This window comes from Chitinophaga sp. Cy-1792 (assembly GCF_011752935.1).
Lineage (GTDB): Bacteria > Bacteroidota > Bacteroidia > Chitinophagales > Chitinophagaceae > Chitinophaga.
This window is the reverse complement of record NZ_VWWO01000002.1, coordinates 1524553-1546247: the sequence shown is the minus strand read 5'-3', so window position 1 is coordinate 1546247 and position 21695 is coordinate 1524553. Positions and strand designations below refer to the sequence as shown.

14 protein-coding genes are annotated in these 21695 nt (G+C 46.7%); 3 read left to right on the top strand and 11 right to left on the bottom strand.

Translation table 11 applies throughout. The features are described from left to right. Window positions 1-57: 57 nt before the first annotated feature. The 7 genes from F3J22_RS20530 to F3J22_RS20500 all read right to left on the bottom strand — a co-directional run bounded on the left by F3J22_RS20530 (window position 58) and on the right by F3J22_RS20500 (window position 11545). A complete protein-coding gene (locus F3J22_RS20530) occupies window positions 58-1248 on the bottom strand; it encodes a thioredoxin family protein (RefSeq protein WP_167019807.1) in 1191 nt (396 codons plus the stop codon). Between the two features lie 18 nt (window positions 1249-1266). After that, window positions 1267-2721 carry a RagB/SusD family nutrient uptake outer membrane protein gene (locus tag F3J22_RS20525; protein WP_167019806.1) on the bottom strand — a complete coding sequence of 485 codons (1455 nt, stop codon included), beginning with the start codon at window positions 2719-2721 and terminating at the stop codon, window positions 1267-1269. Window positions 2722-2735: 14 nt separating this feature from the next. Next, entirely contained in the window at window positions 2736-6287 is a 3552-nt protein-coding gene (locus F3J22_RS20520) for a SusC/RagA family TonB-linked outer membrane protein (protein ID WP_167019805.1), read from the bottom strand. 118 nt (window positions 6288-6405) lie between these two features. Then, window positions 6406-7551, bottom strand: a complete 1146-nt coding sequence (locus F3J22_RS20515) for a FecR family protein (protein WP_167019804.1) — start codon at window positions 7549-7551, stop codon at window positions 6406-6408. 84 nt (window positions 7552-7635) lie between these two features. Continuing rightward, entirely contained in the window at window positions 7636-8211 is a 576-nt protein-coding gene (locus tag F3J22_RS20510) for an RNA polymerase sigma factor (RefSeq protein ID WP_167019803.1), read from the bottom strand. 207 nt (window positions 8212-8418) lie between these two features. Next, the gene (locus F3J22_RS20505; protein ID WP_167019802.1) at window positions 8419-9030 is read right to left on the bottom strand and encodes a tetratricopeptide repeat protein; all 612 of its coding nucleotides are present in this window, start codon (window positions 9028-9030) and stop codon (window positions 8419-8421) included. Between the two features lie 130 nt (window positions 9031-9160). Continuing rightward, window positions 9161-11545 carry an ABC transporter permease gene (locus F3J22_RS20500; RefSeq protein ID WP_167019801.1) on the bottom strand — a complete coding sequence of 795 codons (2385 nt, stop codon included), beginning with the start codon at window positions 11543-11545 and terminating at the stop codon, window positions 9161-9163. 250 nt (window positions 11546-11795) lie between these two features. Here F3J22_RS20500 and F3J22_RS20495 point away from each other — a divergent pair, with 250 nt between their 5' ends. Both F3J22_RS20495 and F3J22_RS20490 read left to right on the top strand, forming a co-directional pair. Then, window positions 11796-12488 carry a response regulator transcription factor gene (locus F3J22_RS20495; RefSeq protein WP_167019800.1) on the top strand — a complete coding sequence of 231 codons (693 nt, stop codon included), beginning with the start codon at window positions 11796-11798 and terminating at the stop codon, window positions 12486-12488. Beyond that, entirely contained in the window at window positions 12485-13738 is a 1254-nt protein-coding gene (locus tag F3J22_RS20490; protein ID WP_167019799.1) for a HAMP domain-containing sensor histidine kinase, read from the top strand. The genes F3J22_RS20495 and F3J22_RS20490 overlap by 4 nt, the downstream gene beginning before the upstream one ends. Before the next feature lie 152 nt (window positions 13739-13890). Here F3J22_RS20490 and F3J22_RS20485 read toward each other — a convergent pair whose 3' ends face one another. The 3 genes from F3J22_RS20485 to F3J22_RS20475 are packed head-to-tail and all read right to left on the bottom strand — an operon-like array spanning window position 13891 to window position 19558. After that, the gene (locus F3J22_RS20485; RefSeq protein ID WP_167019798.1) at window positions 13891-15324 is read right to left on the bottom strand and encodes a metallophosphoesterase; all 1434 of its coding nucleotides are present in this window, start codon (window positions 15322-15324) and stop codon (window positions 13891-13893) included. 16 nt (window positions 15325-15340) lie between these two features. Next, entirely contained in the window at window positions 15341-16753 is a 1413-nt protein-coding gene (locus F3J22_RS20480; protein WP_167019797.1) for a hypothetical protein, read from the bottom strand. 9 nt (window positions 16754-16762) lie between these two features. Further along, on the bottom strand, window positions 16763-19558 hold the full coding sequence (locus tag F3J22_RS20475; RefSeq protein WP_167019796.1) for a TonB-dependent receptor: 2796 nt from the start codon (window positions 19556-19558) through the stop codon (window positions 16763-16765). 482 nt (window positions 19559-20040) lie between these two features. On the opposite strand from F3J22_RS20475, the gene F3J22_RS20470 reads away from it, so the two are divergent. Continuing rightward, window positions 20041-20709 (top strand): hypothetical protein, encoded by a 669-nt coding sequence (locus F3J22_RS20470; protein WP_167019795.1) that lies wholly within the window; start codon window positions 20041-20043, stop codon window positions 20707-20709. Here the strand turns inward: F3J22_RS20470 and F3J22_RS20465 are convergent. Next, entirely contained in the window at window positions 20706-21674 is a 969-nt protein-coding gene (locus tag F3J22_RS20465) for an AraC family transcriptional regulator (RefSeq protein ID WP_167019794.1), read from the bottom strand. The genes F3J22_RS20470 and F3J22_RS20465 overlap by 4 nt on opposite strands. Window positions 21675-21695 lie beyond the last annotated feature (21 nt).

Genomic DNA, 21695 nt, shown 5'->3' with positions numbered 1-21695 from the left:
CTGCGCGCGGTGGGCTATCACCCGTTAATATATGAGACCTCCGCTTCTATATAAGTATTACAACGCTTCCAGCTTAGCGATCAGCTTATTCACCAATCCCTCTATTTTGGTGGTACCTGCAAGGCTATACGCAATTTTTGCAGCAGCGAGTCCTTCTTCTTTTTTCCTGGTAGTCAGACAAAGCTGCGCCAGTGTACTCTGGGTACTATATTCTCCCGGTTGCAGTACTACTGCACGTTTCGCCATTTCATAGGCGATCTGCTGTACGGCAGGCTGTCCTTCACCTTTATACTCTGCCCGGCGTGCAAGGAAACTAAGTTTATCCGCATCATCTTTCAGCAGGCCTTTCAGGGACCTGGCTGCGAGTTTATTGAAATCGGCATAACGCTCACGGGCCAGCAGGTATTCTGCTTCCTGCATCACACCATCTTTCTGGCGACTCAGCATTTTCGATCCGGTGAAATATTTCACGCGGCGAAGAAATGCACTGTCGTTATTATTACGTACATAGCTATACAACTGATAGGCGACCATTCTGTCTGACAGCGAGTCGATAGCGCCTTTGGAGGCAATCGTTTTGAAGTCGCCCTGGTGTTGCATAAACCATGCACCCAGTCTGTCTTCTGCACTATACGCTGTTTTCTGTATGGCTTTCCAGCCAACAGGAGTGGCCAGGTATTTCTCCGGGAAGGTGGCATTGATTTCTGTTCCCAGCTGCGAAGCGGCCTGGCGATCGTTATCCTGCAATACATCGAAGTAGTCGAGCATGAACTGCATTTCCCTGTTACCGGCATCATACTTTTCACGCATGGCAGCGAGGCTCTTCGCCGGGTTACCGGCATTTTCTCCTACTGCCATAAATTCTGCAGCCGTCATGCGGGAGCCCGACCTGTATACCAGTTTACCTGTGGCATCGATAAACAGGTAGGTAGGAAAAGAACTTACGTTATACTGTTTGCGGAGTTCAGGCCCCTCACCTTTCTCCATATCAAAACGTGCGTTGATAAATTTCGCGTTGTATTGCGCTGCCACTTCCGGCAGCGTAAATACGTTCTGGTCCATCCATTTGCAGGGTGCGCACCAGGAAGTATAGCAGTCAATAAAGATCAGCCTTTTCTCTGCTGCGGCTTTTGCCTTCAAGTCGGCAAAACTCATATTATTAAACTGGATACCTTCCTGTGCCAGGGCGGAAACGCTGATCAGCAGCAGCAACAGCGGCAGGAATATCCGGATATTCTTCATCTTCATAAAAATATTTTATAGCGATTATCTTTCGTACAATGGCATGTCGTGGTTAAACTCCAATACTTTTGGTGGTACCGGCAGGATATATTTATTATCGTTAGGCGCCAGTGTATAGGTTACCGTTCCACGTTTATGCGTCACCGTTTTAGCGAAACGGGGATCTTTGTTCAAACGTTTCAAGTCGATCAGGCGGGTGCATCCTACCAGGCACATTTCACGGCGGCGCTCATCCAAAGCCAGTTGCAGGGCCTCGTCTTTAGAGGCTGCCACCAGCGGCTGATTATTTTTGATACGCTTGTTACGGATAGCATCCAGGTATTTAAGCGCCTGGTCTTTATCGCCAACACGTGCCTCACATTCTGCCGCTACCAGGTAAATCTCGCCGCTGCTTAATCCAAGATTAAAATCTATATACGGCGCATACAGATGACGGCCCGGGAATTTCACTACATCCAGTCCGAAGGCACTTTGTCCATGACAGAAAAACAGCTGCCAGCGCATATCCGTGGCATTAGCGGGCAGATTACGGCCAAAAGCCTGCTGCAGGTCGTCGCTTGCATATACTGCTGCATTCACGGAAGAAGATGAGGCACTTCCAAGCTTTACCCAAATGCTTTCAGAACTGAGATTGGCGTCCGGGAAACGTTGGGTGTTATCGCTGGTCAGGCAAACGCGCCCGAAGGTTATACCATCGATATTGGTATACAGCGTGTAGTCGAGCAGGTTATTATTGAGTGCCAATGCCGACCTGGCATTACTCAGGGCATCATCATACCTGCCCATATACAGGTACATGCGGCTCAGGAAGGAATAACCCACACTTTTAGACGGACGAAAGATGTTCTTAGGCTTTGTAGGTAAGTCTTTCAGCCCTTCTTCCAGGTCAGCTTTGATTTTATCATATACTTCCTGTACGGTATTTCGTTTATACGATGCGTTTATATCTTCGCTCAGCACCAATGGAATACCGTAATCAGTAGCAGCGGTGGCGGGATCATAATGTTTTGCATAGGCATTGACGAGGTTGAGAAATTCCAATGCGCGTCCTACCAACGCTTCCGCCCTTAATTGCTTTTTATCACCATCGGTAGCATCCGGTACTGCCATGATATTATTTATCACGATATTGTAAGTATAGATATGGCTGTAAGCGGGCTCCCACAGCGGATCCATGCTGCCGGCAGAAAATACGGCGCCCGGCTGAAAGGAATATAATGCCTTTTTATAGTCGGACATATCCAGGTAGCTGGCGCCTACTGTCACATCATTATCCTCTCCTGCTGCTGCATCATCCGTCAGGTAGTTGGGGTATGCAGCGGATACTCGTACCAGGTCCATGCTGTTCATCAGCTTGGCATAGTCTTCATAATACTGCGGTATCGTGTAGCCTTTGGGTTTAATATCGAGAAACTTATGACAGGAAGAAAGTCCCGCCACAACGCTAATAGAAATCAATAATATTACTATCTTCTTCATAGATCATTACTTTTTTAAAAATTCGCAGAAAGGCCAATGGTATACGTTGCCGGTGGAAGAATACCACGGGTAGAAGATAACGTAGTACCATCCCATACTTCAGGATCAAGATGCTGAGGATTGTTAGTCCAACGCCATGCATTCTGGACCTGACAACTTAGCTTCACGTACTGGAATGCTGCTTTGTGCACGAGCTTTGCAGGCAGTATATAGCTCAGTGTTATGTCTCTTAACTTGACATAGTCTGCTTTACGGACATGCTTATCTGCTGCATCCCATAGGAAGGTAGTTACATACGAAGCACCGCGCTGGTAAGCCGGGCCCATATCAGGATTCTTTTCATCCCCTGGTTTCTTCCAGTAATTAAGCGTATTGCGCTCCATGTTATACGTATAGTTCAGCTCCGGCAACATGTTGAGATAGGTGGTTTTCACGTCTCTCATCACACTACCACCATAATAGGTGAACATAAAGAACAGCTCAAATCCTTTGTAACCAATGGTATTCAGCAGGGAAGCGGAATATGGCGGCACGGAAGTTCCTTCATACTTAAGATCCTTAACAGTGAGGTCCTGTAAAGACTTCACGATCTTTCCGTCAGCTGTATATGCCTGCGGGCGGCCGTTTTCATCAAGGCCGGCATAGCGTATGCTGTACAAGGACCCCATTGGTTTACCGATCCTGTTCTGTGGGCCGTTCAGGTAGTAGTAGATATCGTTCAGTGAATTTTCTAAATTGGTAAGTTGATTTTTATTGTAGTTGAAGTTGACCGTTGTATTCCAGTAATAATCTTTTGTACGCAGTATGCGGCCAGTCAGGTTCAGGTCTACCCCACGATTAAACATACTTCCATAGTTAACGGTAATAGCGTCCCATCCGATGGTTGGGTCAGCGGTCAGGTCACCTAACAGGTCTTTGGTACTTTTATTATAGAAATCAATGGAACCGCTGAGCTTTTTCTCCAAGACAGAGAAGTCGATGCCGATGTTGGTCACATTCGTTTTTTCCCAGCGCAGGCCTGAATTTGGCGGACTTACAACATACGACTGAAATTCATTTGTCCAGTAGTTTGTTTGTTTATCGTCTTTTGTAATCAGGTATGGGCCGCCTTTTTTGGCGATATTACCATTGATACCATAGGTTGTTCTGACAGCGAGCCTGTCGAGCCAGCCATAGGCATCTTCCTTCACTACATACAACAAGCCGGCAGACCATAGCGGTTTATACTGATAGCGGGGGTCGGTGCCAAAAAGGTTAGACTGGTCCATGCGGATACTTCCGGTGGCAGTAATTTTCCGGTCGAAGGTATAGGAAGCATTTCCATAGAAAGATACAAACCTGTCGTCCGCAACAGAGAATCCTTTTTCAGCGCGGGCCAGATTGAATTGTTTGAACAGGGCCTGTGTATTATAGATATAGGTGCTCAGCAGCAGTTCATCTACCGGCTTATAGTTCAGGTTATAATCATCATAGCCGTATTTGTAAATATCGGTGCCGGTTTTAGCGATCTTTCTTCTTTCTGCACCGGCGATGATATTCACTTCATGTTTATTGCGGAAGATATTGGCATAGTTCAGCTGGCCGCGCATGGTATAGGAGTTCATGTCGTTGCGGATTTCGCTTACCTGGCCACCAACAGGGATATAGTTGATCACCTTGCCGGTATTATCTATCACCGTGGCGTCGTTGATCTGTGTTTTTACGGTGAGTGCGTCTTTGGAAAAGTACTGTTTCGTATATCCTTCTGTTCTTTCCGTCTGGTAGCGCAGTTCCAGGTTCAGGTGCGGCGCCAGGCTGAACTGTGCACCGATGTTCAGGTTCGTATATTTCGTATTGGCATAGCGGTGAGTCCTGCCAATTTCATTCAGCGGACGATAGGTTTCATCCTGGAGCCTCAGGCTATTCAGGCGATCAATCTCATACTGTGATTTGGCGCCAATCCATTGTGCGGGTGTACCATCGGCATTGCGTAGCATATAGTAAGATGCCTTAGTTCTGTTTAGTCCGCCAACAAGGTTATTATACCCGGAGAATCCATTATTATAATCTTCACGGGTATAGCTTCCCAGTAAGCCAACGTCCATTTTAAACCATTTGGTCAGGTTGAACTGGTTACGGAGATTGTAGCCATAACGGGAAGGGTTACCCTGTGTTTTTTCATATGGGCTATTGCCCAGATAATTTCCGGAGAGATTAAATTTATATTTTTCTGATCCCCCGGAGATGCTGATGTTATGTTGATGTTGCAGACTTACCTTACGTACGAGTTCGTCCAGTACCTGATCGTAACGATCCTGGTTTCTATAGACGTCGAGCTGTTGTTGCAGCTGTTCTTCTGAAATGGTACCGGCTTTACGTTTATACAACAACGCATATACGTCGTTCATGCCTTTACGTGGATCTATAGCGCTCGGGCTGCCGGAGTTATAGTTAAACATTTCCTGCTGAAAATCCACCAGCTCTCTGCTGGACATCAGGTTCATATAGCTTCTGCCGGGCAATGGCGTCATTTTAAGGGTACCATTGTATGAAATGGTAGTGGCGCCTGTTTTACCCTTTCTTGTAACGATAACGATTACACCGTTTGCCGCTCTTGCACCATAGATAGAAGCTGCGCTGGCATCTTTCAGGATATTGACACTTTCGATATCAGCGGGGTTGAGCGCAGCCATGGAGCCTTCATAAGGCACACCGTCTACCACATATAACGGGGCACTGTTACCATTTACAGTAGATACGCCACGTACCTGCGGGGTGCCACGATAAGTGGTGAGTCCGGGGGCCATACCTTCGAGGCGCTCCATGATATTGGTCTGGAGCTTGCCGTTCAGATCATCAGCCGATACAGTGGAGAAGGAACCTGCGGCACGTTCCCGCTGGATGGTCTGGTAACCGGTACTCACTACCGCTACGGCATTGAGCTGATTCACCAGGCTTACCATCACGATACGCATAGGCTGTCCGCTGGCGTCCAGCCTGATTTCCATCGGGCGGAAGCCCAGGCAGGAAACCTGGTAGGTATGGTTACGCCAGGCAGAAGTAATTCTGAAATTCCCTTTATCGTCAGAAAACCAGGTCATGCCGGTTTCCTTATCGCGGATAGTGGCCGCTGGTACTGGTTTTCCCTGTTCGTCGGTCAGTACGCCGTTTACCGGCGCCAGGCTATCCGTCAGCATGGGCACAGCGAGTACACGTAACGGTACCTTTGCGCGGGAAAGGGAAATATTATTTCCTACGATCTCCCAGGAGATCGGTTCTTTCCCGAACAGCAGCGACAGGAAACTGTTTACGGGCATAGCATGGACATCTACCGTAACAGGTCTGATACCCGACAGGATGTCTTCGTTGTAGAACAGGACGAGTCCTGTCTGACGTTCTACTCTCTCAAAAACTTTCTTCACCGACAGGTTACTGCAGGAAAGCGTAACTGTCTGGGCGGCAGTTCTGGCATGGACCTGTAAGCATCCAGCAAGAAGGAAGCCGGCAAGGAATCTCATAAACAACACGTTTTTGCGCGACAATAGCATTACACCGGGAGAATATTTCTCCCTTGGCCTTAATTTCATAGATTTGTTAAGGTTTTGGTTAATAAAAGCTGTATCTGGTTTTTATACCTGGACTCCGCCGTTTCAGCTCTCACCCTGGAACGGCTTTGTTTTTTCAGGCAAAAAATTTTATGTGTATTTATTTCATAATAATTAGCCTGTTGTCTGTTAGTCTGAATTTGAGTTCTGCTCTGCTGAGGATATGTAACAAATCATGGAGGGAGGCATTGCGAGTTACCTTTCCGCCGAAATGGATATCAGGAATTCCATTTTCATATATCACGGTAATGTTATACCATCTTTCTATCTGGCGCATGGCTTCCGGCAGTGACATGCCGTCGAAGCTGAATACACCTTCTTTCCAGGCAACAGACTGGTAGAGGTCAGCGGTTGTACTGACCTGGAGTTTATCACTGAGTGTGGCCTGCTGTCCGGGCTGTAATGTTTGTGTTTCGTTGTCGGCGGTTACTTTTACTTTTCCGCTGATCAGTGTGGTAGCCTGTACCTGCTCATTTTTATATGCCTGTATATTGAAGCTGGTACCAAGTACCGCTACTTTCATATTATCGGCGACTACCGTAAAAGGCTGGTGTGCGTTGGCATTTACTTCAAAGTAAGCCTCACCAGAGAGCGTGACCTCTCTGTGGCCATCGGTGAAGGCTGTTGGGAAACGCAGGCTGCTGGCAGCGTTGAGCCATACTCTTGATCCGTCCGGCAGCATCAGCGTGTATACGCGGCCGTTGGGGGTGGTCATGGTATTATAGACTACGGTGGCGTTATTGGCGGTAGCATCGTATTGGAGCTGGCCATTTTTTATGACCACCTGTGTACCTGCCTGGTTAGCTACGACGCCGTTGCCCATACTATCCAGCACTACCTGGGAGCCATCGTCGAGGGTGAGGATGGCGCCGGCATGGCCGGGAGCTATGTCTTTTGGCGCTAATTCAGCCACAGGCAAATGTTTGGGTGAAGCTGGCCATAGCAGCCATGTGCCACCAATGAGTAGTGCCACTGCCGCAGCGGCCGCCCACCAACGGTAAGGCCTCATCGTGCGGGAAGGAGTAATCTGATGGCTGCTGGCCAGGATCTGTTGTAAGACAGTCTCCAGCTGACTATCATAAGGCTTTATAGTGGCCGGATCAGTTGTCATGCTGCTGAAAACAGCCACGAAAGCCGCCTCATTGGCATCATCTGCCATCCAGAGACGGAGTTCTTCCTGTTCCTGTTCATTCATATTTCCTGCTATATATTGCTGTAGCAGGTAATTTATCCGGTCATACTGCATGAATAAAAAATTAGCCTTCCACTACTTAACCCTGGTAGTGAACTGCTTGTACTTATCTCTTTAAAAAAAAATTTCAGCGGATTTTCAGAGGAAAAACGATGGCAGGTATTTACCTGCATTACGGAGCTTTTCTCTTATTTGTTTGTTGGCGGTGCTGAGCGCATTCCGGACATAGCTATGCGATAGCTGTAGTCTGGTGGCTATTTCTAAACTGGTAAGTCCTTCGTACCTGTTTAACAGGTATATCTGCCGGCGTTGATCCGGTAATTCATTGATGGCACTGTTGAGTATTTGCTGCGACTCTTTAAAGGCGAGCATTTCTTCTGCTTCGTTTTCGTTGTTCAGCTGTTCGGGGGCCGGTGGCAGATGTTTCTCCCTTAGCAAACGCTTTTGCAGCAGGGTAAAGCATCTCCGGGCCGCAATCTGTTTAATATAGGCCAGCAGGAATTCAATAGCAGGTAGCCGTTCCCGTTGGAGCCACACACGCATAAATGTTTCCTGTAATACTTCAAGCGTGTCTTCTTCCTCTTTTAAAATGGTGAAAATATGCGCACGGATCAACGGGGCTGTTTCCCGGAAGAATACCGCAAAAGCCTGTTCATCACCGCTGGCGATGCGCTGAAGCAGGTCATTATCCTGATATGTAAGAATAGTAGGCAAATCCTATATCTGGCAAATTGTTGGCTGCTGCAGCGTATTACTGATGACTGATTGCTCACTGCGGTTGACTTCCTGTTGGTATGTACCTCCTGATTAGTTGCTGACAGCACTTATAACACGACAAATATAGGGAATGGATTAAGAAAAGTAAAGGATCTTGAAAAGTTCGTAGGGTGGTAAGGGTTAGCACGCCTTATGAAACGGGCGTCACCAGCTGCTTAACTCGTTCAGCTGCTCCTCGGCCTGCTCGTGCCCGAAGTGCTTTGCCTTCTCAAAATAGTACCTTGCCCAGCGGGTAGATTGTTTGACACCATCCCCCCACTTATAACAAAGTCCCAGGTTATATAAGGCTTTGGCATCATTTTTCTGCCCCGCACGTTTATACCAGTAAACAGCTGTCTGCTGGTTTTCCTTTACTCCTTCGCCATAAAAGTAGCAGTAGCCTAAATCCCGCTGTGCTTCGGTATCTCCCTGGACAGCTGCCAATGTGTACCATTTGACCGCCTTTTTGTAATCCTTCGTTCCCAGATCTCCGTTTTTATAAAAAAAGCCAATATTGAATTGGGATTCCATATGCCCTTGCCGGGCAGCTTTCAAATACCAATTGAAGGCCTCCTGAAGGTCTTTTCTGACTCCATTTCCGTGGTCGTAGCAGGTACCTACATAAAACTGGGCCCTTTTATGGCCGCTGCGGGCAGCTTCCATCCATGATGCAAATATGTTGTTCCAGTTTTTTCTTTTGGTGGTGGAGTTAAAAGCGAGATTATATCCCAGATAAAAATATCTGTCTTGCTCAATTTTGCTGAGATACCTGATCATCTTCTTAAAAATATAGGGATTAAATATATAGTTGTTCCAGGGTCTACAACAAATATACAAATAATTCTACATACGCAAGGCGGCCATTAGCCGCCTTGTCAACTCACTGAAATATTACACAAAAAATTATTTATGACTCCTGCCGCAATGCCAGTGCCGGATTCAGCAAGGCAGTGCGGTATACCTGTACCCCAATCGTCAAAAAGCATACAACGGCCAGACTGCTGATACAAGCCACATAAATGGCGATGCCCGGTGTAGCATGCCAGGTGAAAATATGCAGGAATAAGGATCCCAGCACGGTGCCCAGTGGCAAACCTATTAGGGTGGCAATGATGATCAGCTTCACAAAACTCCAGGACAACAGCCGCATCACCTGTACAATGCCTGCTCCCATTATCTTGCGTATCACCACCTCTTTGGCGCGCTTTTCTGTGGTATGGGTTACTACGCCCAGCATACCCAATGAAGCGATCACAAAAACGATCATAATGATGATACCAAAGAGTTTCAGGTCTTCATTCTCCATATAGCGGTCATACAGCTGTTGTTCGTACCAGCTGTACTGGAAAGGTTCGTATGGGTACAGGCGCTTCCAGATATTTTGTAAAGATGCCGTGATGGCCTCCTTCGGCGTTCCAGCCTGTACCAGCAGGGATAATGTTTTGAAAGCAGCAGGATCATATTGCAGCACCAGTGGCACCACCGGCATTTCGTAGCGCATGAAGTTGAAATTCTTTACTACGCCGGCAACGATTTTTTCGGTACTGTCGAGCAGGATCGTTTGTCCGATACTGCTTTTAGCATCGGTTAACCCCAGCGACTGTACGGCCTTTTCATTGATGACTACAAAATGTCCTTTAGCGGTATCCATATCATTTTCCGGCAGGTTGCTACCTGCTACAAAAGAGAGTTTCATATTACGGATAAAGCCGGCATCTACCGAATAGGTATAGGCATCCAATGGGTCCATGCCTGCTTTGGTGCGGCTGTTGCGCGTGAGCTTCGTACGGGCCGCTCCTTCGTTTAATGGCGCCGAAGTGGCACCGATACTGCTTACCCCAGTCAAATGAGCCACCTCATTATGTAGCAGCCGGTAGTTGGTACCATCTGCCAATGGTATATTGAGGATACCTTTACGGTTGAAATTGTCATTATCTGTAGCCATATAACGGAACTGGCTATACATAATGGCGGTAAATACCATGAATACGAGGGAAACTACGAACTGGGTTACGATAAGGGCTTTACGTAATCCTATCTTCCCGAAACCCGCAGGCCCGAGTGTTCCTTTAAGAATGGCCACCGGCTTAGCCGCCGACATGATCCTGGCCGGGGCAGTACCCGCTATCAGTCCGGTGAAAAGTGTAAAACCTGCGAACGACAGCCATAATACTGCAGGATGCTGCACTTCCCAGATCATCCAACGGGCATGAATAAACGATTTCATGGTGTACAGTCCAAGTACACCTATCAGCAATGCACAAAAGGCAATCAGCGTGCTTTCTGTCAGAAACTGCATGATCAGCTGCCAGCGGGTAGCGCCGGCCACCTTACGTACACCAACTTCCCGGGTCCTGCTTAAAGAACGTGTAAGCGTCAGGTTGATATAATTAAATATGGCCAGGGAGATGATCACCAACACCATAATCGCATTTACCAGGAGCTTAAACCAGGGTTCTACACCGGGATTATTGATCAGCCCCCGGAAATCAGGAGAGATATCCTTCAGCCGCTGGTACTCAAAATGGTGATCTTTATAGGCAGTAAAATCAACATGTTTTCTATTATCAGCCCGTACCTCCGCCAGGATGTTGTCCAGCTGGGAAACCGGCGTTCCTTTGTTGAGCAATACGTACGTATAGGCGTTATAGTTTAACCAGTCGTCCTGCGCCTGGGTGGGGTTAAGCAAGGGCCAGGTAGCCATCGATGCTACGATATCCGCATCCAGGTGGGTTTGTTTATTGCCTAGTGGTGCAAACACACCACTCACCGTAAATACGCCCTGGTCTTTCGTTTCGAGGGTTTTACCCACCGGATCGGCATCACCGAAGAATTTTTCGGCTGTTTCATGCGACAATACAACTGTATAGGGCGCAACAGCAGGTTGCCCCTTTTCCAGCGGAAAACCGAATACCTTGAAATAATCCGGGCTTACATAATGTCCCCAGGCAGGCAAAGACTTCACCCGGTTACTGAAAGAACCACCAAACCCACGGATTACCTGGGCCACGGCTGCTATCCCACTCTGCTCTGTCATTAGCTTTTCAGCCAATGGCTGCGGCGTACTGGCCAGTGAATAGGTTTTATCATCTTTGGCAGTAACGTCCGTGAGTATACGATAAGTGCGGTCCGGGTAAGGGTGAAACCCATCCCGCTCAAAGCCCGCCTGTATCTGAATGATGATCAGCAGACACATCGCCATAGCCAGGCCCAGGCCGATAACATTTATCACTGAAAACAACCGGTGCTTCCAGAGATTCCGCCATGCTATTTTAAAGTAGTTGCGTAGCATAATGCCAGTATTTACAAAAGGTATTTCCAAAGAAAATGCCTCCATATAATGCCATTCTATCTAACTAATTAAAAATTAAATAAAAACGCATATGTCCATTCCCGGTACAAAAGGATGTTCGCTATCGGACATTCCGGCATTGGTTTCTCCAGAAATTCTACCATAAAATTTCATGCTAACTTAACATATTCCTACTGCTTATTTACCCAATTTTGTATTTGCTGCAAATGCAGCTTTACGCCTACACACCATGAGATTACTAATAATTGAGGACGAGCAGTCGCTGACCAAAAGTATACATAGTTACCTCCAGCAAAGCAACTTTTTTTGTGATGTTGCCTATAACTACAACGAAGGACAAGACATGCTGTCCAGTAGCGACTATGACTGTATTGTACTGGACATCAACCTGCCAGGTGGCAGCGGGCTGGATTTACTACAAGTGATGAAAAAACGAAAAATCGGGGCCGGCATTATTATTATCTCCGCCAGAAATTCACTGGATGATAAAATCAACGGCCTGCAACTGGGAGGGGATGATTACCTGACCAAGCCCTTTCATCTTGCCGAACTGACTGCCCGCATCAACTCTATCATCCGCAGGAAAAACTTCGATGGAAACAATGCAGTCACATTCGATAAAATAACAGTTGATCTCCTCGACAAAACAGTAAAAGTAGGTACAACAGATATTCATCTCACTAAAAAAGAATTTAAACTACTACTCTACTTCATCAGCAACAAAAGTCGTATCATCACCAAAGAAGCCATCGCAGCGCATCTTTGGGAAGATTACGCCTCGCTGGGATATAGTTACGATTTCATCTACACACATATCAAAAATCTCCGGAAAAAACTCATGGAAAAAGGTTGCCCGGATTATATCAAGGCCGTTTATGGCATGGGATATAAATTCATCGTGGATGAAACGCTGCCCGCATGAAGCTGATCGTACATTATAACCGGCATAACTTTATCGTTCTCACCCTGCTCTTTATTCTCTCCGGTATTGCCAGCTATACGCTGACGAAAAAAGTGTTGCTGTATGAACTGGATGAGAGCCTGGGTTATGCCATGGAGCAGACTAACGCTTACGTACAAACGCACCATGCCCTTCCGGCGCCTTCTCCGTACGACAATACACAGGTTTCGATCGTACCATCCAACGAACCTGTTGCAGCGCCCAGAATTACCAATGTAGAAAATGGCATCAGCGTTAAAGGCAGGAAACATATCGGACATACCCTCACCTTTTTTGTCGCCCTTGATCAGCAACACTACAAGATCATCATCAGTAAGCCTGTGGAAGGTATCAGGCACATCACCTATACCGTCATGCTGCTAACCATGGCCATGATACTGGTGCTGTTACTGATGCTGGCCATTGTAAACCGGTTTGTTGTATCGCGTTTGTGGCGGCCGTTTTACAGTACGCTCAACAGCTTAAAAAATTTCAGACTGAATAACACCAGCGCAGTAGAGTTCAAAAAAAGTAATATCGAGGAGTTCAGTATTATGAATGAACAGCTGCAACTGGTAACAGCCAATGCCAGCAAGGAATACCGGCTACTGAAGGAGTTTACGGAAAATGCTTCCCACGAATTCCAGACACCATTGGCTATCATACGCTCCAAGCTGGATGTACTGATTCAGCAGGACAACCTCACCGAAGAACAAACAGAACTGGTGGCAGAAGCCTATAGCGCAGTTACACGACTCTCGGGATTAAGCCGGTCGCTATTGCTGCTTACAAAGATTGAAAACAACCAGTTCAGCGATCAGCAGGAGCTTTCACTGCACCACACGGTACAACGAAAAGTTAGTCAGTTTGAAGAGCTCTGGGAAGATAGTGATATTTCGTATAGCCTGGTAGTATCACCGGTTTTTATAAAGATGAATGGTGATCTGCTGGAGATCCTGCTCAATAATATTTTCAGCAATGCCAGCAGGCATAACAGGCCAGGTGGAATGATCCGTATCGTGCAGGAAAGTAATGTACTGCATGTCTCCAATACCGGCAACGGCGGGGCTTTAGACAGTGAAAAGCTTTTTTCCAGGTTTTATAAAGATGCAGTCAATAATGACAATAATGGTTTAGGCCTATCTATTGTAAAGCAGATATGTATCGCCTCAGGTATCTCTCCCTATTATGAATATAAGGAAGGACTCCATACCTTTTCATTTCATTGGTAAAATAAGGATGTCTCAACCATAACCTGACTGGCGCCCCCGCCGTCTCTATTTAATAGAGAGAACCCAACAACCGATCTCTACTGAGCAGAGATCGGTTGCAAAGGCAAAAAATGTAGGCTATAATGGAATTCCCGTCGAGACACCCTCATTCATTATTTCGTAATGGTAAAGGTATCCAGTTCCTTTCCTTCTTCAGAAATCTGGCGGAAGGTCAGTTTACCGCCATTGACATCTGCCACGGTGAAAGAGTGAATGGAAGAAATAAACTTATAGGTAAATTTCTGCCATGAGTCAGTATCTTCCTGTTGATCTTCGTTGTAGAGTTCCTGTCCGCCGGCGCCTGTTACCAGGTATATAATGCCTTGTGGTTTTGTTTGCGTATGTCCGTCGAAGTTATGGTCCAGTGTCCATTTGCCAGGCACTACGCGGCCACGGATGGTTTTATTATCTTTCCCTCCTACGAGTAAGGTTCCTTTTTTCTCCGGTGCGAAGTGCATCGGGAAACTGCGCTGATAGTTATGTACGTGGCCATTCAGCACAACATCTACCTGACCCGCTTCCAGGATGGGTGATAACAACCGCATCTGCTGTTGTTCGAAATGGTCTCTGGAAGAGCTGAAGCCCGGATGGTGAAATACGACGATCTTCCAGGTAGCGTCTTTCGCTGATTGCAGGTCGTTGGCCACCCATTTCAGCAAAGCGCTGTCTGTCCAGTCTACATAGGTATCTGAATCGATAAAAGTCCAGTGTATGTTACCATAGTTAAAGGAGAAATTGCTCATTACCGGGTAGGCTTTGCCAGCAGCGGTTTCGAACGCTTTTTTATTCTCCGGCGTTGCTTTGATGAAAGGTACTACGGCACTGCCTTCAGCAGCCTGTAATCCGTTCAGCGGCTGATCCCAGAAAGCATAGTAGGCCAATGCATCCGGGTAGCTGTTGAGATCCCTGGTATCGCCGTCGTGGTTGCCCATTGCCGCTACGAACGGAATGGAACGCATCAGTGGTGCACCTTCGGTGTTAGCAGCATCTGCATTATATACCGGCCAGAAATTAGTTCTGTATTCAGATATTAACCCTCTCTCATAAACGATATCTCCCGGTACCACCACCAGGTCAGGTTTAGCTTCATAGGCGCGCAGTGCCAGCGCTTTTGCGCTGGGTGTGCCGGCACCGATATCACCGAAAGCCACGAAACGGAAAGACTGGTCTTTTTCTTTCGGCGCTTTACCTGTAGCGGTGAATACCACCTTTTTATTTTTCAGTACACGGTAATCGAAATCATTACCGGCAGGAAGGCCGGCCACCAGTGTTCTGTATACGAAGTGTGTACCGATATTGGCCACCGCCACGCGGGTAGCTTCCGGGCGGGCAGCTTTCTTCCAGCTGGTGGTACCGGCTGTTTTCAGTTCCACATCCCAGGCCGCGCTGCTGTCGGCGCTGTGCCAGAGCAGCTCCATAGATCCCGGAGCAGGCTGGTAGCCTATCTGCAGGTAAGGTGGTGCAATAAAAGGTTTGTTGTCCTGGGCTTTGATACCCTGGGTATACAGGGCTAATCCCAGCAATAAAAAACATGTATTCTTCAGCATGATCAATAATTTAAAATCAATGTTTATTTCCGTAACCGTTTAACTGATAGCAGCCCATATCTTTTCCCGGCGGCGTAATTTCTGTAGCGCCATATACTGGGTCTACCGGCACGTCTGCTCTTGGGGAAAAGCCGATATAACCTTTACCGATACAAGGAGAGGTTGGCTTCAGGTGGAAATCATAGGTCCCTACAAAGGAAATATCGCGGAGATTGAGTCCTGCCGGCATCGGGCAAGGTCCGTTCACGAACTGCGGGTTATTGGCACCGAGGATAGCGGCATTGGCCGTATAGGCGGTACCAGGTGTCCAGCCGGCAGGTAAAAACGTTGCCGGTGAAGGGATGTCGGTAGCTGGTGCTTTACTGATACATACGCTGATAGCCAGGGACGGATAGATGTTATTGGCCACAGCAGCAGAATCCGCGTACGTATAGTTGTAACCGTAGCTCAGGTTGGCGGTATCAGCGATAGGGTTCTGTACCACGCGTACACCGAATTTACAGTTAACGATCAGGTTATTGTAAGCCATACCACCAGCGCCCTCTTCAAAGTTGACAGAGCCGCCACGACCTGCAGAAGACCTTCTGTAGCCGCAGTTGATGATCGTATTGTTATACATTCTCATGTTGCTGTTAGGCACGCCCGCAATAGCGCCGGCATTCGACAGCTTAGGGCCGTTGGTAGCCATGCCGATACAGAGGTTATAGGCAAAGTCGCCTCTTAACCCTGCTTTACCATTCATCGCCTCACCACCGGTATAACCACATTTTTCAAAGGTATTACGCATGATAGACACCTTACCGCCAAGGATACGCAGCGGGTCGTCCACACTGCCATAAATCCAGGAATCTTCCATTACAAAAACACCGTTCGGGTTCTGGAAGAACAGCGGATAAGGACTGGTATATATCTGACGGATACCACTCGCTGCCGGAATAGCGGCACCACCGAATTCGATACGCGTCCATTTCATCACCATCAGCGGACAGGTAGGCCCGCCGATGATACCGATCCATTTACCACGCAACGCAGGGTCTGCGTTGGGATCAGCGCCATAGGTATCCGTTTTCTGTATACCAGGATAAGTGAAGAGGTTAGGTTTCTGCTGGGTACCCAGTGAAATCAGGGTGCCACGTACGCCCAGTCCGTAGTTGCCCATAAACTTGATGGTCACCCCTTCCTGAATGATCAGTGTGTCATGTTCGTTCACAAAGATATCTCCGCATACGGTATAGGTTTTACCTGCCAGCATAGTGCCTTTGATGGCGTTGTTCAGCGGATCGGAGCCCAGGCAGGCGGTATCGCTCACAGGTGCAGCGATAGCCAGCGGAGCTTTATATAATTCTTTATTATCTGCCACCTTGTTACATGCAGCTGCACCAATCAGCATAGCTGCGAGAGGAATGATATTAAAAATGCGATGTTTCATACAGCTGTATTAGAGTTTGTATCTGAAGCCAAATAAGAAGGATGTTTTATAATAGTCTTTCTGCACAACAATTTTGCTATCAGGGCTTGACTGCTGGCTCAAAGGCACGCTGGTTTTGGCCAGGTAGCTGTTGTAAGGCAGGTGCATAGCCATAACGGTAGGTGTATTCGTCAGGTTATTGATTTTACCGTAGAAGGTCAGTCTCCTGTACAGGCGTTGCTCGAAAGACAGGTCCAGCTGCGTAGTTGGTTGCAGCCAGTAATGCAGTCCGGCGTAGGTATTCAGGATAGCGAGTCTTTCGCCGGTATACACCATCGCCACCTGGATGTCCGTACCTGTTTTCGTGTTTTTGTACAACAGGGAAAGATTGCCGATATGGTTGGCCTGTCCCTGCATAGGCCTGGTTTCAGCGATATATTTATCGGTGATACCTAACTGCGGGTCTCTGTACTTATACAGCATGCTGTCGTTGGTAATGCTGGAGTGCGTATAGGTATAGTTGGCAGAGATACCGAAGGAACCGATGTATTTAACGAATACCGCTTCAAAGCCGTAGTTGGTAGCCGCAGTACCGATGTTCACCGGTTCAAAGACCTGTGAGTTGTAACCAAATTTTCTTACCGACAATTCGATCGGGTCATCTATTCTTTTGTAGAATACGCCCAGTAACAGTTGCTCTGCTTTGCCCGGGAACAGTTCATATCTGAAGTCGAAGTTATGTGCGGTAGAGTGCTGCAACCCTTCAGGGTTACCTCTTTCCTTGAACAGCTCGTAGTTGTCCGGGCCATCAGGGATCAGTTCAGAGAACTGTGGCCTTGCGATGGCTTTGTAATAAGAGAGACGTAATGTCTGGTTATGCTGCAGCTGATATTTCAGTTGCAGACTAGGCAGCAGGTCGGTATAGGTAATGGTACCGTCTTTGTAGTCGGCAGTTGGAGGCAGTTGTGTATTGTAATGCTGGCGGGTATGTTCTACTCTTAAACCACCCAGTGCTTCCAGGGCTGTTGTCAGTTGCCATTTGCCCTGCAGGTAAGCTGCGGTGATATCTTCGTTGAACGTATAGTTGTTACCGTTCAGCTGTGCGGTAGCGTCTGTACCGATGAAAGTAAACTTAGCTGAGTCCACGGAAGTATATAACTGGTTGTTACCATTGATACGCAGCGGATTCAGGGTATAGTAGTTGTAGAAGTTATCACGGGTTTTGTGACGGTATAACACCCCTCCTTTCAATTCAAAAAACCGGTTCAACAATCTTGTTTCTTTGGTATAGTTGGCATAAAAGGACAGGTCCTTATCGCTGTTTTGCATCCAGCTGCGGTTCATGGCATTCAGGATATCGTCGCCGTTGAGTTTCACTTCTTTGCCTGTTCTGTCTACACTGAGTCCGCCGTGTGCGAAGGATGTCTGATCAGGAATTGAATTTTTTGCGATGGAGTAAACAGCAGACCAGTCCAGTTTTGAAGACCCTGTCAGCTGATGCTCCCCTTGCAGTGTAGCGTTGTAGATAGATTGATATTGCCAGGTGCTTCTGGTAGAATAAGAGAGCGTCTGGTTGATGGCGTTGGTAGTATCATACGACAGACGAACCTGTCTGTCGTCCAGGTGGACATAGGTAGAGAACAGGGAGATTTTATTCCGTTGGTTGAAGTGGTAGTCGACTTTACCGCTTACGCCTATACGTTGTGTCAGGGTAGAATATTTTCTTTCTCTCAGGTATTCGAATGAAGGGATGTTATCGACATTTGGCGTGGTGGCGGTGCTGAACACGGAAGTGGCGGTACCGCGGTATTGGTTCTGGTAGCTGCCGGAGAGGATGACGCCCAGCGCTTTATTTTTACCAAAGCGGTTACCGATGGTGATGCCGGCAGTGGTATTGATGGGGCCTGATTTAGGCGTATAGTTCATGTGACCGAGCGGGAATTCAGCTTCCTTTGCTGCATAGGTAGCACCGTTGATCTGGTTGGGAGAACGTTTGTTCATGGTGCTGGTAGAGAAGGATTGAAAAGGCTGGTCAGCGAAGATATTATTATATCCTCCGGAGAAGTTCACCTGGAGTAATTGAGAAGCGGGCGCATCTTTCATGACCAGGTTGATGGTACCGCCGATGGCATCCCCTTCCATCGAAGGTGTCAGGCTTTTACTTACTTCCAGTCGTTCCAGCAGTTCCGATGGAAAGAGGTCCAGCGGGATGAAGCGGCTTTTATTATCCGGGCTGGGGATTTTGATATTATTTACCAGCGTGTTGATATAACGCTTATCCATACCCCTGATAATTGGGTAGCGACCTTCTCCTGAGCTACCTTTTTCAATGGTAACGCCGCTTACACGCTGAAGGGCGTTGGCGACGGTGATATCCGGCAGCAGTTGCAATGTTTTGGACGACAGGATATTCACCACCTGGTTGGATTTCTGTTCCAGGTTCCTGGCGCCGGACTCCCCATGCTGGCTACCGAGCACCGAAATACCGGAAAGGTCGCTTTGCAGGGGTTTTGCAGCCATGTCAACTACCTGGAAATCATTGTCTCCTTTGACATGCACCGGGCCTGCCTTGATAACAGTATAGCCGTAACAGGTAGCCATCAGTTCATAATCTCCCGGTTTCAGGTTTTTGAACTGGAATGTTCCGTCCAGCTTCACAACAGCTTTCGCGGAGGCGCCTTTCAGTACCACGGTAGCGCCTACCAGTGGTTCACCGGTGGTGGCATCCGTTACACGACCTTTGATCGTTTGCGCGGAGGCCTCCAGCGCAACAGTTGCAAGAAATGCTGAAAAAAATAGTTGGGTAAAATTTTTTGCAGTGGCCATAAATAATTTTTAGCTCTGCAAATTTGAATAGGAATTTCCTTAGAACACAGTGTAGACAATGGATTTCACGGAAAGGTAATTATTAAATCATAGTAGGTTAACAATTTCACCAGAATGTTGACAGAATTAAAAAGTATAGAAATATAAGGGTAACGTTAAATGGTTAACACTACGCAACTTAGGACAACCGGAGCATTTATTTCTCTCTAATAATATGTAGAAAAAATTCTATATCAATGATTTAAAATCTGCTGGATAAATTCTTTTAATTTGTCTGTTCCTGCAATTTGAATTTATGATTTTTTCTCCCTAAACTTGAATTAATTGCATTTCAGCTAATGCAATTTTATATAGTGAACAATAGTTAAAACCAGTTACCTGGCAGGCATTCCTGCACACTTAATTTCTATTCATTACATCATATGTTGGCAGCGTTATGGCGCATGGCTGTATGCATGTACTGACTGGTAATGCTCTTTTTTATGCAAGTAAAAATCATTCTCCTGTTCCTGCTCTTAGTAGCGGGCCTGCCATCATTTGCCCAAAAGGAAGATGTATCGGTAAGATTGGCAATTGTCAGAGACTATACAGACACCGCCAATTTAAAACGGACCTTTCTTGGTCTGACCATCATTAATAATACAGATCGCGACCTGTATATTCCGGGAATCATCGCTGGCAGGTCCAAACGGTTCGATAACTCCGGCATCGATCTTCCGCTCCGGATGTACAAAAACGAACCGGATACAGTGATAGCCTGTACTGTCGTTGACTGGTCACGCATTCCTTTTGTTGAACAATTGCACCAGGTAGAAGCAGAAAAAAACATTCAGGCGTACCAGGTTTTAATGCCATATATTGCCAGCCTGCAGGTTAGCAAAACGGCTAAATATTATCTCCAGATGCTACAGCCATTTTTTCTGAAAGCCCACAGCTCCGCTGTAAATGCAAACGTATATAATATTTCCAAAGTCACCTACCAGGGTAAAAATCCAAAGGAAATTCTATTGAGAGGCAATTTTACTATATACTATCAGCATAACAAGCCGGTAGATTCTCTTTTATCCATGCTGCCTGATAACTGGAATGGCTATATGAAATATGCACCTGACAGTATTGTTTCCAATGTGCTCTATTTCGATGGTTATTAGCTGACCGGGGATGCAGCATACTTCTTTGGCTTAATACCGATATGCTTTTCAAATACCCTTGAAAAATGACTGAGATTGGTAAATCCAAGGTGGTAGCCCACTTCGGATACGTTCATTTTTTTCTCTTTTAATAAAATTGCTGCTTCATTCATTCTGGCCGACTGATAATACTCGAAAACGCCCTTGCCAAATATCTGTTTAAAAATCTTTCTTAATTTGGGTTCGCTCATACCTGCTTCTCTGGCCAGTTCAGCAATTTGTGGCGATGTATCCAGGTGCCGCAGCAAATGATCTTTGATGGCATATATCGCCTTTATATCATCCATGTGTATACTACCCGATGGTACTTCCTCCCGCTGCATCAACATGGCAACCACATAACACAATAATTCTTCGCATTTCAATCTATAAAAATGGCTTTCCATTTCCACCGGAATGGGCTGTGCCAGCATCTCTCCTGCTGTTTTAATAATCTGTGATGTCATACCCGTTTCCATAATGAAGTTTTCACCGGCGGTCAACAGATCTGAAACGATAGGATGGGAAATACTTCCAAACATTTGATGTAGCTGTTCCCTGGATATTGCAATCGTTATACTGCCAAAAATGGTATTGGCAGGCATTGCCAGCACAGAGGAAACGGCATGTCTGCAAATCATGATGCTGGCCGTTTCAGGCATTAACGACCTGTCTTGTTGCTTCAGCGCCGGAAACACCCCACTCAACAGGAATACCATATCCTCCTGCCCTTCTGCCAGTTTATTTGTTCTTTCGATGATCACATCTTTTTTCAGATGGTAATAACGGATCATCATACGTAAATCTCTCCCCCATGAAAAACCGGTGATATAGCCGGATCCCTTACTGGCAGGGATATAGATAAACCTTCCCTCAACAGTAGCACCAATAGCCCGGGCAAATTCCCTGGTTATCCCTGATCCTGTATCTACAATGGATAATTTCATTTACGACTATTTTTATATCAA